Origin of the sequence: Bradyrhizobium arachidis (genome assembly GCF_015291705.1) — a bacterium.
Classification (GTDB): domain Bacteria; phylum Pseudomonadota; class Alphaproteobacteria; order Rhizobiales; family Xanthobacteraceae; genus Bradyrhizobium; species Bradyrhizobium arachidis.
Window position 1 is genome coordinate 8,038,723 of the sequence record NZ_CP030050.1, and the last position, 12,667, is coordinate 8,051,389.

The 12,667-nt window shown below is 63.3% G+C and carries 12 protein-coding genes; 7 read left to right on the plus strand and 5 right to left on the minus strand.

The window, feature by feature from the left end:
* Nucleotides 1-83: 83 nt before the first annotated feature.
* Nucleotides 84-656: an STM3941 family protein gene (locus WN72_RS37890; protein WP_092212861.1), complete on the minus strand. Its 573-nt coding sequence runs from the start codon at nucleotides 654-656 to the stop codon at nucleotides 84-86.
* A 201-nt stretch (nucleotides 657-857) separates the two neighbouring features.
* Here WN72_RS37890 and WN72_RS37895 point away from each other — a divergent pair, with 201 nt between their 5' ends.
* The 6 genes from WN72_RS37895 (at nucleotide 858) to WN72_RS37920 (ending at nucleotide 3,696) form a co-directional block, all read left to right on the plus strand.
* Nucleotides 858-1,478 carry a hypothetical protein gene (locus tag WN72_RS37895; RefSeq protein ID WP_092212863.1) on the plus strand — a complete coding sequence of 207 codons (621 nt, stop codon included), beginning with the start codon at nucleotides 858-860 and terminating at the stop codon, nucleotides 1,476-1,478.
* Nucleotides 1,479-1,519: 41 nt separating this feature from the next.
* Nucleotides 1,520-1,969, plus strand: coding sequence for a DsrE family protein (locus tag WN72_RS37900; RefSeq protein ID WP_092212865.1), 450 nt, complete (start codon nucleotides 1,520-1,522; stop codon nucleotides 1,967-1,969).
* Between the two features lie 282 nt (nucleotides 1,970-2,251).
* Nucleotides 2,252-2,575 (plus strand): ArsR/SmtB family transcription factor, encoded by a 324-nt coding sequence (locus tag WN72_RS37905; RefSeq protein ID WP_027560785.1) that lies wholly within the window; start codon nucleotides 2,252-2,254, stop codon nucleotides 2,573-2,575.
* Nucleotides 2,572-3,003 carry an SRPBCC family protein gene (locus WN72_RS37910; RefSeq protein ID WP_027560786.1) on the plus strand — a complete coding sequence of 144 codons (432 nt, stop codon included), beginning with the start codon at nucleotides 2,572-2,574 and terminating at the stop codon, nucleotides 3,001-3,003. Before WN72_RS37905 ends, WN72_RS37910 begins: the two co-directional genes overlap by 4 nt.
* Nucleotides 3,004-3,046: 43 nt before the next feature.
* Nucleotides 3,047-3,262, plus strand: a complete 216-nt coding sequence (locus tag WN72_RS37915; RefSeq protein ID WP_167380624.1) for a hypothetical protein — start codon at nucleotides 3,047-3,049, stop codon at nucleotides 3,260-3,262.
* Entirely contained in the window at nucleotides 3,262-3,696 is a 435-nt protein-coding gene (locus WN72_RS37920; RefSeq protein ID WP_092213093.1) for a DUF1801 domain-containing protein, read from the plus strand. The genes WN72_RS37915 and WN72_RS37920 overlap by 1 nt, the downstream gene beginning before the upstream one ends.
* Nucleotides 3,697-3,831: 135 nt before the next feature.
* Here WN72_RS37920 and WN72_RS37925 read toward each other — a convergent pair whose 3' ends face one another.
* From WN72_RS37925 to WN72_RS37940, 4 genes are all read right to left on the minus strand, one after another.
* Nucleotides 3,832-5,370, minus strand: a complete 1,539-nt coding sequence (locus tag WN72_RS37925) for a SpoVR family protein (protein ID WP_027560789.1) — start codon at nucleotides 5,368-5,370, stop codon at nucleotides 3,832-3,834.
* Nucleotides 5,367-6,644 carry a YeaH/YhbH family protein gene (locus WN72_RS37930; protein WP_194483054.1) on the minus strand — a complete coding sequence of 426 codons (1,278 nt, stop codon included), beginning with the start codon at nucleotides 6,642-6,644 and terminating at the stop codon, nucleotides 5,367-5,369. Before WN72_RS37930 ends, WN72_RS37925 begins: the two co-directional genes overlap by 4 nt.
* A gap of 19 nt (nucleotides 6,645-6,663) precedes the next feature.
* Nucleotides 6,664-8,607, minus strand: a complete 1,944-nt coding sequence (locus WN72_RS37935) for a PrkA family serine protein kinase (RefSeq protein ID WP_027560791.1) — start codon at nucleotides 8,605-8,607, stop codon at nucleotides 6,664-6,666.
* A gap of 308 nt (nucleotides 8,608-8,915) precedes the next feature.
* Nucleotides 8,916-9,602, minus strand: a complete 687-nt coding sequence (locus WN72_RS37940) for an STM3941 family protein (protein WP_231164106.1) — start codon at nucleotides 9,600-9,602, stop codon at nucleotides 8,916-8,918.
* 210 nt (nucleotides 9,603-9,812) lie between these two features.
* Between WN72_RS37940 and WN72_RS37945 the strand changes: the two genes are divergently transcribed.
* Complete coding sequence (locus tag WN72_RS37945; RefSeq protein WP_092212871.1) at nucleotides 9,813-12,662, plus strand: bifunctional transaldolase/phosoglucose isomerase; 2,850 nt, start codon at nucleotides 9,813-9,815, stop codon at nucleotides 12,660-12,662.
* The last annotated feature ends 5 nt before the right edge of the window (nucleotides 12,663-12,667 follow it).

A 12,667-nucleotide genomic window follows, 5' to 3' on the forward strand; every position in this document is an offset into this window, starting at 1 on the left:
GCGTCGAACGCGTCACGCATGCCGCGACTGCCATCACGCCGTGTTCGTGAAAGAAGCGCGGTCCGCTTCGGCCGCGGTCCGGACTAGCTGACCGGCTCGGGCACGACAGCGGCGCGGCCCGAATAGGCCAGGCGGCCGGCCTTCCAGTATTGCTTGCAGGTCTCGAGCAGTGTTTCGCCGTCGATAGTCAGGCCGCTCGGATTGATCAGCACGCCCTCGGCGCCGACCGCCTTGTTCATCATCGAGACGATGCGCTTGAGAAAGCCGCCGTCGAAGCGGTCGGCGATGAGAGGATCAAGCTTGAGCACCACGATCTTCTGATTGCGAAATTGCCAGACCGATATCTCCCGCACCGATCTCCAGGCGATGGTGTCGTCGGCGATCCTGGTGTCGCGAATGCCGACACGGGTGATGAAGACGACCGGCGCCCTGGCGAAGAGCAGCGTCCAGAGCGTCCGCAGGGTGACAAGGCCGAACAACGCGAGACCGACATAGCAGACCGTGATCTGGAACGGCGTGAGGGTCTTGATCTGAAACCAGTTGAGAGCGATCGCGGCAGACACGAGCGTCATTAGCGCGCCGGCGGCCAATATCTTCAGCAGCCGCGCCAGGGAATAGCCGATCGCAAGATTGGGCAAGTTCTGACTTACGGACATTTTTGACCGCCACCAGCATTTGCTACAATCTGGGGTTTATCAGTTCCCCTCCTTCCAGATCGTTAAACCTGGAACCTTGCGCGAGGCTGCCCGCGGGAAAGGGGGCCGGTCGCCGCTTGAACGCGCTCCGCGCCGCCCGCGACTAACCGCCGATCGGCCCCCCTCTCCAGGCGGGCCACGGCCCACGCGTCTGGTGCGATCATGAAGCTTGCCCTCGTCCTTCCGCTTGTCCTTGCCGCCTTGGTCGGCGCCGCCCGGGCCGAGGAGACCGACGACATCCGCGCGGCGAGCAAGGCCGAGGCCGAGAGCTTCAACGCGCGCATGTATGCGGGTAAACCTGGCAACAAGGCCTATGCCTGCTTCGTCCGCCGCTACGATGCCGAACATCTGGCGCAGCATCCGAAGCAGAAGGTCGCCGCGATGAAGCTGCTGGTTTCGGCCGAGTTGGACAAGGAGGACAAGGAGCTGCACAACTCCTTCCGCCTCGGCTTCCGATACCGCCATCGCAGCGGCGACTTCGACTCCCAGGGCGACTGCCACCATGTCGTGTTCGTGAAAGACGGCAACGAGATCCGCCTCGGCTGCGGCGTCGACTGCGAGGGCGGCAGCATCGGGGTCGCACTGTCCAAGGACGACAGATCGGCCGTCGTGCGCCTCGCGCGGGTCAGGGTCTGGCTGCACAACAAGCCGAACGACGAGGCCGAGCGATCGCTGGAGGCCGGCGCCGACGACGGGATTTTCCCGCTCGACCGCACCGACACCAGCGAATGCGCCTCGCTGGTGACCGACCGCAAGGAACTCGCCGCGCTGCGCCACAAGTGACATTTGTCCGGCGAAATCAGGCCTAGTCGAAAGAAATCGTCATGAACCGCCGGAACATGTTGTGGAGCGCAGCCTCGGCTTTGGGCGCAGGGCTCGGCACCTCGCGTGCACAGGCTGCGACCGCGACTCCGTCGTCGAACAAGCTCAAGGTCGTCTATCACCTCAGCGATGCCGAGAAGGTCAATTTCGTGCTCGGCAACATCCAGAACCATATCGACGGCGTCGGCGGCCCCGCGCACGTCACGATCGCGCTGGTGATCCACGGTCCCGCGCTGAAACCGTTTCACGCCGCGCAGGCAAATCCCGACGTCCGCAGGCGCGTTGGTGAATTCTCCAAGGACGGCGTCGAGCTCGCCGCCTGCGCCAACACCATGAAAGCGCAGAACGTCACGCTGACGGACTTGCTGCCCGGCTTCGTCAGCGCGGAGAGCGGCGGCGTGGTTCGTTTGGCCGAGTTGCAATCGCAGGGGTATCTTTACGTGCGGTCTTGAGCACTTCGGCCGCCGCGAAATCGGTGCGCCCCCTCCCCCGCCAGCGGGGGAGGGTTGGGGAGAGGGTGTCTCCTCAGTCAAGAACCCCCAAGAGGAGAGAGCCCTCACCCCGGCGCGCGGGACGATGCTTCGCATCGCCCGGGACGCGCCGACCTCTCCCGCAAGCGGGAGAGGTAAGAGGAGCCTGCGGCGCCCTCTCCCAACTCATCCCTCAACGCGCTTGACTTACCCATAACCCTACGGTTATGAGTTAATCCATAACTTTCTGGTTATGGATTCCGCATGTCCGCCGCCCACGACCTTCTGTTCAGGACGCTCGCCGATCCGACCCGGCGGGCGATCTTCGAGCGGCTGTGCCGCGAGGGCGAGCAGACGGTCGGGGCACTCACGGCCCGATCCGGCGTTTCCCAGCCGGCGGTCTCGAAACATCTGGGGGCGCTGAAGCAGGCCGGGCTCGTGCGCGACCGTCATGAAGGACGCCAGACCCATTACAGCGCGCAGCCCGGCGCGCTCAATCCGCTGATCGACTGGACCAGCCAGATGGCTTCCTTCTGGCAGAACCGGCTCGATGCGCTGGATGATTTGCTGAAGAGGATGGACCAATGACCGAACAATTGACCGAGAAACGCTCAGTCGTCGTCGAACGCGAATTTGCCTTTCCGGCCGAGCGGCTCTGGCGCGCGCTGACGCAGCCGCATCTGATCGAGGAATGGCTGATGAAGAACGACTTCAAGCCGACGGTCGGTCACAGATTCAATCTGCGCGGCGAATGGGGCGGCGTGCTGGATTGCGAGGTGCTCACCATCGAGCCGGAGAAGACGCTCGCCTACACCTGGAATTTTTCGCACGAGGACGCGGCGTTCGATCTGAAGAGCATCGTCACCTTCACGCTGACACCGACCGGCGCCGGCACGCACTTACGCGTCGAGCAGGCGGGCTTCAGCCCGACGCAGAAGCAGGCGTTTGGCGGCGCGCATGCCGGCTGGAAGCAGTTTTTCGCCAAGCTCGACGAGGTGCTGGCGCGCGCTGGCTAGCTCCGTCGCAGGTCTTCATCCAATCAACTCAAGGGAGGTTTCATTGAACGGGAATAAGTGGATTCGGCAGATCCATCGGTGGCTATCGATGGCGTTCACGGTTGCGGTGATCGCGAACATTGTTGCGCTGACCATGCAGATTCAGGCGACGTGGATCGGGCTGGTGGCATTCGTCCCACTGATCCCCCTGCTCGCGACCGGGCTGTATCTGTTCGCGCTGCCCTATGTCAGCCGGAAACGCGTGAACGAGGCGAGATGATGAAGAAAGCCGTACCCGCAAAGAAGAGCAGCACAAAGGACTTGGAGGGAGCTTCGCCCGCGAAGCTGATCGACGGCAGGATCAAGGAGCTCGGCGACTGGCGCGGCGAGATGCTGGGGCGCATCCGCGGCCTGATCAAGGAGGCCGATCCTGAGGTCGTCGAGGAATGGAAATGGCGCGGCGTGCCGGTGTGGGAGCATGACGGCATCATCTGCACCGGCGAGACCTACAAGGAAGTGGTGAAGCTGACCTTTGCCAAGGGCGCGGCGCTGGATGACCCCGCCGGCCTGTTCAACTCCAGCCTCGATGGCAACGTGCGGCGCGCGATCGATATTCGCGAGGGTGAGAAGATCAACGAGAAAGCGCTCAAGGCGCTGATCCGCGCGGCGGTGGAGCTGAATGCGGTGAAGAAGGTGGCGAAGAAGAAAGCGTGATCAGCTGAAGATCGTGCTCGGCCAACGACGGCAGAACTTTCTCCGTTCCCTCCCCCACAAGGGGGGAGGGAACGCATCTCCGTCGGAGCGCCAGTTGAGGCTCACAACATCAGGCGCTCGGCCTAACTACCGGCCTCAAGCCACCGCTGCCGGAATCGGGCGTGGGCTGACGACGTATTCGCGCAAAACCTTGTCGTTGGCATCGACCTCGATCAGCGAGACGTCGTAGGTCCAGAGATCGGCGAGGTGCTGGAGCACGCGCTTGGCGTCGGTCTCGTTGAGCTGCGAGCCCTTGATGACGTGGTGATGCAGGATCAGCCGGCGGTCGCCGGAGAGATCGACGTCGACCACCTCGATATTGGCGTCGATGAAGCCGACGTCGTGCTGGCGCGCCAGCTCGCGGCGGACGCGGCGGAAGCCGCGCTCGTCGTGGATGGCGTCGACCCGGATGCCGGCGCGCTCCTCGGGATCGTCGTGCAGGTGGAACATGCGGAATTGCCGCATCAATTTGGGGCTTAAGAACTGGCCGATGAAGCTCTCGTCGCGGTAATTGGCCCAGACGTCGCGCAGCACGCCCATGACGTCGTTCTTGCCGGCGATGTCGGGGAACCATTCGCGGTCCTCGTCCTCGGGCCTGGTGACGATGCGCTCGATGTCCTGCATCACGGCAAAGCCGAGCGCGTAAGGGTTGAAGCCGGAGAAGCGCGGGTCGTCGAATTCGGGCTGGAACACCACGTTGGTGTGCGATCCCAGGAATTCGAGGAAGTTGCCGTCGGTGATGCGCCCCTGCTCGTGCAACTTTGTCATGATGCGATAGTGGACGTAGGTCGCCGTCCCCTCGTTCATCACCTTGGTTTGGCTCTGCGGATAGAAATATTGCGCGATGTGGCGGACGATGCGCAGCAGCTCGCGCTGCCAGGGGGCGAGCCGCGGCGCGCTCTTCTCCAGAAAATAGAGCAGGTTCTCCTGCGGCAGGCCGAGCAGCTTGCGGCGGCGCTCGATGCTGAGCGCCGAGCGGCTCTTGGCGGCGCCCTTGGGCACGGTGCGCCAGAGATCGTTGAAGACCTCTTCCTCGTGCTGGCGGCGGCGCCCTGCCCGCTTCTCCTCGGCGCGCAGATCCAGCTTCTTCTTGCCGGGATAGCGGTCGATGCCGTGCGACATCAGCGCATGCGCTGCGTCCAGCGTGCGCTCGACCTCGATGCGGCCGTAGCGCTCCTCGCAGGTCGCGACATAGTTCTTGGCGAAGTCGAGATAGTCGAGGATGCCTTCCGCATCAGTCCACTGCTTGAACAGATAATTGTTCTTGAAGAAGTGGTTGTGGCCGAAGGCGGCGTGCGCGATCACCAGCGTCTGCATCGTCGCCGTGTTCTCCTCCATGAGGTAGGAGATGCAGGGCGAGGAGTTGATCACGATCTCATAGGCGAGCCCCATCAGGCCCTTGCGGTAGGACGCCTCGTGAAACGCGAAATGCTTGCCGAACGACCAGTGCTTGTAGAACAGCGGCATGCCGACCGACGAATAGGCATCCAGCATCTGCTCGGCGGTGATGACCTCGATCTGGTTCGGATAGACGTCGAGACCGAGATCCTTCAACGCCACCTCCTCACAAGCATCGGTGATGCGCTGCAAGGTGCGGAAGTCCCAATCCGCGCCTTCGAACAAGCGTTCCGTCATGGAGCGGCTTTCTCCTGTGCAGTATCGCGGCGCTGGAACAGATCGTGGAACACCGGGAAGATCTCGCTGCGCTCCGAGACCTTGCGCATCGAGAGCGGTGCACCGCTGTTGCGCAGGCGGTCATAGAGGGTCCAGAGCGAGGAGTCGGAGAGATCGAAGGCGCTGCCGCCGGATTCCCCGACCTCGAGATAGGCGAAGAACTGGCAGACCGGCAGAATCTTGTCGGTCAGCAGCATGCCGGTGAGCTCGCCGTCGGAATAGGAATTGTCGCCGTCGGAGGCCTGGGCTGCGTAGATGTTCCAGTCCGCCGGATTGAAACGCTCGCGCACGATCTCGTGCATCGCCTGCAGCGCGCTGGAGACCAGCGTGCCGCCGGAGGCCGGGCCGTAGAAGAAGGTCTGCTCGTCGACCTCCTCGGCGCGATCGGTGTGGCGGATGAAGACGATCTCGACATGCTTGTAGCGCCGCTTCAGGAACACGTAGAGCAGCATGTAGAAGCGCTTGGCCAGATCCTTCATGTGCTCGGACATCGAGCCCGACACGTCCATCAGGCAGAACATCACCGCCTGCGCGACCGGGCGCGGCACCTTCTCGTAGCGGCGGTAGCGGATGTCGAGCGGATCGATGAAGGGAATACGCTTGGATTTCGCCTTCAGCTTTTCGAGCTTCTCGATCAGCTCGGCGCGCAGATCCTCATCGGTGCAGGCGGCGATCTCGGCCTCCAGCTCCTCGAGCTCGCCCTTGCGCGGACGGCGCAGCGCGATGCGGCGGGCGAGCGCGAGCTGCACGGTGCGGCTCACCGAGATGTTGGCAGGCGAGCCCGACGTGGTGTAGCCGGCGCGCTGGATGCCCTCGCTCTCGGTCTGCGCGATCTTGCGCTTGGCCAGATCCGGCAGCTCGAGATCGTCGAGGAAGAGATCGACGAACTCGTCGCGGGAGAGCACGAAGCGGAAGGCGTCCTCGCTGTCGCCCTCACCCGGACCCGAATCCTTGGCGCTGCCCTGGCCGGAGCGCTGAAGGTAGTCGCCCTCGATGAACTTCTTGTTGCCGGGCAGCACCATGTCGCGCGTTCCGCCTTCGCGGCGGAAACGCGGCTCGTGCATGCCGTCGAGCGGAATCGTGACCTCGCCACCCTCCAGGACGTCCTTGATGTCGCGTTCCTGCGAGGTCTTCTTGACGGCGCCCTGCACCAGGGATTTTGCCCGACGCAAGAACCGCTGCCGGTTCTCAAGGCTCTTGCCGCCTGGATTCAGGCGCCTGTCAATAATATGAATGGCCACTTTCCCATCCGCCTCAACCGGCCTGCTTCACGCGCATGTACCATTCGACGAGCCGGCGAACCTGACGCTCGGTGTAGCCGCGCTCCACCATGCGTGCGACGAACTCGCCGTGCTTCTTCTCCGTCTCGCCGTCCTTCTTCGACCCGAAGGAGATGACTGGAAGCAGATCCTCGACCTGGGAGAATATCCGCTTTTCGATCACGTCGCGAATCTTCTCGTAGGAGGTCCAGGTTGGATTCTTGCCGGCATTCTGTGCTCTGGCCCGTAACGAGAACTTGACCACCTCGTTGCGGAAATCCTTCGGATTGGCAATGCCGGCCGGCTTTTCGATCTTGGTCAACTCCTGGTTCAACAGTTCGCGATCGAGCAACTGGCCGGTGTCCGGATCCTTGAAATCCTGGTCCTCGATCCAGGCATCGGCGTAATCCACGTAGCGGTCGAACAGATTCTGGCCGTAATCCGAATAGGATTCGAGGTAAGCCTTCTGGATCTCGTTGCCGATGAACTCGGCATAGCGCGGTGCCAGCTCCGCCTTGATGAACTCCAAGTAACGTTTCTCGGTTTCCTCGGGCAGCTGCTCCCGGCGGATCGACTGCTCCAGCGCATACATCAAGTGCACGGCATCGGCGGCGACCTCCTGCGGGTCATGGTTGAAGGTCGCCGCCAGGATCTTGAAGGCAAAGCGCGTGGACACGCCGTCCATGCCTTCGTCGACACCGGCGGCATCCCGGTATTCCTGGACGCTTCGTGCCTTGGGATCGGATTCCTTCAGGCTTTCGCCATCATAGACCCGCATCTTGCCGAACAGCGTCGAATTCTCGTGCTTGCGCAGGCGCGACATGACCGAGAACCGAGCCATCGTTTCCAGTGTCGACGGCGCGCACGGCGCAGACGCCAGCTCCGAACCCTGGATCAGCTTCTCGTAGATCTTCTGCTCTTCGGTGACCCGCAGCACGTACGGCACCTTGATCACGCAGATGCGGTCGATGAAGGCCTCGTTGTTCTTGTTGGCCTTGAAGCTCGCCCACTCCGCTTCGTTCGAGTGCGCGAGAATGACGCCGGTGAACGGGATCGCGCCGATGTTCTCGGTGCCGATGTAGTTGCCCTCCTGCGTCGCGGTCAGCAGCGGGTGCAGCATCTTGATCGGCGCCTTGAACATCTCGACGAATTCAAGGATGCCCTGGTTGGCGCGGTTGAGGCCGCCGGAATAGCTGTACGCATCAGGATCGTTCTGCGCGAAGGTCTCGAGCTTGCGGATATCGACCTTGCCGACCAGCGAGGAGATGTCCTGGTTGTTCTCGTCACCAGGCTCGGTCTTGGAGACCGCGATCTGGCGCAGCCGCGACGGCTGGATTTTTGCGACTCTGAACTGAGAAATGTCGCCGCCGAAGGCTTCCAGCCGCTTGTAGCACCACGGGCTCATCAGACCGGTGAGACGCCGGCGCGGAATGCCGTATTTCTCCTCCAGCATCGGCCCGAGATGATCGGGATCGAAGAGGCTGAGCGGGCTTTCGAACACCGGCGAGAGCTCATCGCCGGCCTTGAGCACGTAGATCGGCTGCACTTCCATCAACGACTTGAGCCGCTCGGCGAGCGAGGACTTGCCGCCACCGACCGGACCGAGCAGATAGAGGATCTGCTTGCGCTCTTCGAGGCCCTGCGCCGCGTGACGGAAGAAACCGACGATGCGCTCGATGGTTTCTTCCATACCGTAGAAGCCGGCGAAGGCCGGATAGGTGCGGATCGTGCGGTTCAAAAAAATACGGCCAAGGCGTGGGTCCTTGGCCGTGTCAATCGTCTGCGGATCGCCGATCGCTGCTAGCAGTCGCTCGGCCGCATTTGCGTATTTCATGGGATCGCTTCGACACGATTCCAGATATTCCGCCATCGACATGTCGTGCTGGCTTCTCGCCTCGAACGACCGAGCGAAAGCGTTGAATAGAGAATCGTTGTACATGATCCCTCTCCGCGTGAGTTCCGCTACAAGCTGAAACGAAAGCAGTTACCGGACCGTTCCTCAGGCCATTTCGAATCAGCGTGAGCACATGACGATCATTGGACACCCTGGGGCCAACTCGACGCAACGCACAACGTAGGCACTCCGTGAGTTACGAACAGGCACATGCCTGTAATTTGTGCGAATCTATGTCTATATTGGCTCATTTCCAGAAAATGTCACTTGGTCGCAACATCCGGGCATTACCGGGGATGAGTCCATCCGGCGCCGCAGCATAGCGAGCTGCGGGCGGCGATCTTATGACGCTTCTACGGCGAAGCCTTGAGCACCGCTTGCGTCGCTCGTTCATCTTCCTGCTGCAATGCAGTGCGCGGACCGGCGGCAGCATGATAGTCGCGACAAGCACGCAGCAGTGTATCAAAATCGGTCGCCAAACCGTCCGAATGGATGACAATCCGATCGCTCTGCGCCCGGCGGCCCGAGCCGCGGATGGTGCTGAGCTGCCGCCGCAAGGCCGGCGTCGGCGTCAGCACGATCATCTTGTGCCCGCGGCTTTCCTCAGCCGAAATCTCCGCAATGGAGTCCCAAAGCAGGAATTCACTACCGATGCGCAGATCGCGAATGCCGAAAGGAGTGGCGATCACCACCGGTCCACGCTCGGCGGGGAGCAGCCAGATCAGCCAGCTGGTCACCAGGCCAAACAAGGCGACGCCGGCATAGCCGACCGTCGTATCGTAGTCGCCGAGCCCGTCCCACATGTCGAAGGCGAGGCTTGCACTGAGCAGGGTCAGCGCAAAGCCCGCCGCGACCAGCAGTCGCAGGCGTGTCGCGCATTGACCGATTTCGAGATCGCACGCCTCGGCGCTTGCGGCCGGCGCGATCGATTGCGGGCTATTGGCAACGGCGAACGTAACACCGTCAGTATGTGCGTGCATGCAGTCCCCCAGCATGACCATTCGCGACGGGCCTACGGCGACGTGGCCGGCGTTACGCAACGAGATCTCGGCCGAACCTTTCGGCCAACGATTTTTTACGCAACACAGCCACTGCCGCCTGGATCGCCATGATCGCGACGGAGTTACACTGAGAGTATGACGCAAATACCCTTGATTGGTTCCCTCCCGGGAGCATGTAAGCTAGAGGATAGCGCGTCAGGATCGGCGCGGAAACCCCTCGCCCCCCAGGCTTGGAGATAAATAAGCACCATGAATCCCGTCAAAGAACTGGAAAAGCACGGACAAGCCGTCTGGCTGGACTTCCTCGCCCGTGGCTTCATCGCCAACGGCGACCTGAAGCGGCTGATCGACACCGACGGCGTCAAGGGCGTCACCTCCAATCCCTCCATCTTCGAGAAGGCGATCGGCAGCTCGGACGAGTATGACGCCCCGATCGGCAAGGCGCTGAAGCGCGGCGACCGCACCGTGGCCGACCTGTTCGAGGCAGTCGCCGTCGAGGACATCCAGAACGCCGCCGACGTGCTGCGCCCGGTCTATGACCGCCTCAAGGGCGGCGACGGCTATGTCAGCCTGGAGGTCTCGCCCTATCTGGCGATGGACACCGCCGGCACGGTCACTGAGGCGCGGCGGCTGTGGCAGGACGTCAGCCGCAAGAACCTGATGGTGAAGGTGCCGGCGACGCCGGAGGGCCTGCCGGCGATCGAGACGCTGATCGGCGAAGGCATCAGCATCAACATCACGCTGCTGTTCTCCAAGGCGGTCTATCTCGAGGTGGCCGAGGCCTATCTCGCGGGCCTGGAGAAATACGTCGCCGGCGGCGGCGACCCCTCGCATGTAGCGAGCGTTGCAAGCTTCTTCGTCAGCCGCATCGACACCATGGTCGACAAGCAGCTCGACGAGAAGATCGCCCGCGCCAACGACCCATCCGAGAAGGAGCGGCTCGCCGCGCTCAAGGGCAAGGTCGCGATCGCCAACGCCAAGATCGCCTATCAGGATTACAAGCGCCTGTTCTCCGGTCCGCGCTGGGAGAAGCTCGCGGCCAAGGGCGCCAAGCCGCAGCGCATGCTGTGGGCCTCCACCGGCACCAAGAACAAGGACTACAGCGACGTCCTCTACGTCGAGGAGCTGATCGGCCCCGACACCATCAACACCGTGCCGCCGGCGACGCTGGATGCGTTCCGCGATCACGGCAAGCCGCGCGACAGCCTGGAAGAAAACATCGACGACGCTAGGCGCGTGCTGGAGGAGCTGGAGCGCTCCGGCGTGTCGCTCGACGCCATCACCGAGGAGCTGGTCAAGGACGGCGTCAAGCAGTTTGCGGACGCCGCCGACAAGCTCTACGGCGCGGTCGCCCACAAGCGCGCCACCGTGCTCGGACCCGCGATCGACCGTCAGCAGCTTTCGCTCGGCGACGGGCTCGGCAAGGCAGTGGCCAAGAGCACCGAGGAATGGCGCGCAGCCGCCAAAATCCGCAGGCTGTGGCAGCGCGACAAGTCGGTCTGGACCGGCACGGACGAGAACAAATGGCTCGGCTGGCTCGACAGCGCGGCCAAGGCCAACGTCGCCGATTACGAGGATTACGCGGGCCGCGTGAAGGGCCAGAACTTCTCCGATGCCGTCGTCCTTGGCATGGGCGGATCGAGCCTCGGCCCCGAGGTGCTCGCCGAGACCTTTGGCAAGAAGCCCGGCTTCCCGAAGCTGCACGTGCTGGACTCCACCGATCCGGCGCAGGTGCGGGCGATGGAAGACAAGATCGACATCGCCAACACCGTGTTCATCGTGTCGAGCAAGTCCGGCGGCACCACCGAGCCGAACGCGATGAAGGATTACTTCCATGAGCGCGTCGCGCAAGCGGTCGGGCCGAAGGTGAAGACCGGCCACCGCTTCATCGCGGTGACCGATCCCGGCTCCTCGCTGGAGAAGGCGGCGAAGAAGCTGAACTACGCCCGCATCTTCCATGGCGAACCGTCGATCGGCGGACGCTATTCGGTGCTCTCGCCGTTCGGCCTGGTGCCGGCGGCGACCGCCGGCATCGACGTCAAGACCTTCATCAAGCATGCGCAGGCGATGGCCCGCTCCTGCGGGCCGGACGTGCCGCCGAGCGAGAATCCGGGCGTGCAGCTCGGCCTTGCCATGGGCCTCGCCGGCCTCGAGGGCCGCGACAAGGTGACGATCCTGGCGTCGAAGAAGATCGCCGATTTCGGCGCCTGGGCCGAGCAGCTGATCGCGGAATCGACCGGCAAGGAAGGCAAGGGCCTGATCCCGATCGAGGGCGAGCCGCTGGGCGAGTCCGCTTCTTACGGCAACGACCGCTTCTTCATCGACATCCGCACCGAAGGCGAAGCCGATGCCGCCCATGACTCCAAGCTCGCCGCGATCGAGGCGGCCGGCCATCCCGTGGTGCGCATCGTCATGAAGTCGATCGACCATCTCGGCCAGGAATTCTTCCGCTTCGAGATGGCGACCGCGGTCGCGGGCTCGATCCTCGGCATCAACCCGTTCGACCAGCCGGACGTGGAAGCGGCCAAGATCAAGACCCGCGAGCTCACCGCGTCGTTCGAGAAGACCGGGTCGCTGCCGGCCGAGGAGCCGGTGGTCAGCACGGACGAGGCCGATCTCTACACCGACGAGGCCAACGCCACGGCGCTGCGCGCAGCCGGTGCCAATGGCGACCTCACCTCATGGCTGAAGGCGCATCTGTCGCGCTCGGGCGACGGCGATTATGTCGCCCTGCTCGGCTACATCGCGCGCGACAAGGCGACGATCGACGCGCTCCAGGCCATGCGGCTCGAGGTGCGCGACAAGCGGCATGTCGCAACCTGCGCCGAATTCGGCCCGCGCTTCCTGCACTCGACCGGGCAGGCCTACAAGGGCGGCCCCGACAGCGGCGTGTTCCTCCAGATCACCGCCGACGACGCCAAGGACCTGGCGGTGCCGGGCCAGAAGGCGAGCTTCGGCGTGATCAAGGCGGCGCAGGCGCGCGGCGATTTCGACGTGCTGACCGAGCGCGGCCGGCGCGCGCTTCGGGTGCACCTGAAGGGCCCGCTCAAGAAAGGTCTCGCGACGCTCAATGCGGCGCTCAATGATGCGCTGAATTAAGGAGA

What these genes read in the sequence shown, in the direction of transcription:
- WN72_RS37920 (WP_092213093.1), top strand. Translation starts at nt 3,262, where the DNA reads ATGAAGAAAGCCGTACCCGCAAAGAAGAGCAGCACAAAGGACTTGGAG.
- WN72_RS37890 (WP_092212861.1), bottom strand. Translation starts at nt 656, where the DNA reads ATGTCCGTAAGTCAGAACTTGCCCAATCTTGCGATCGGCTATTCCCTG.
- WN72_RS37905 (WP_027560785.1), top strand. Translation starts at nt 2,252, where the DNA reads ATGTCCGCCGCCCACGACCTTCTGTTCAGGACGCTCGCCGATCCGACC.
- WN72_RS37935 (WP_027560791.1), bottom strand. Translation starts at nt 8,607, where the DNA reads ATGTACAACGATTCTCTATTCAACGCTTTCGCTCGGTCGTTCGAGGCG.
- WN72_RS37910 (WP_027560786.1), top strand. Translation starts at nt 2,572, where the DNA reads ATGACCGAACAATTGACCGAGAAACGCTCAGTCGTCGTCGAACGCGAA.
- WN72_RS37945 (WP_092212871.1), top strand. Translation starts at nt 9,813, where the DNA reads ATGAATCCCGTCAAAGAACTGGAAAAGCACGGACAAGCCGTCTGGCTG.
- WN72_RS37895 (WP_092212863.1), top strand. Translation starts at nt 858, where the DNA reads ATGAAGCTTGCCCTCGTCCTTCCGCTTGTCCTTGCCGCCTTGGTCGGC.
- WN72_RS37900 (WP_092212865.1), top strand. Translation starts at nt 1,520, where the DNA reads ATGAACCGCCGGAACATGTTGTGGAGCGCAGCCTCGGCTTTGGGCGCA.
- WN72_RS37925 (WP_027560789.1), bottom strand. Translation starts at nt 5,370, where the DNA reads ATGACGGAACGCTTGTTCGAAGGCGCGGATTGGGACTTCCGCACCTTG.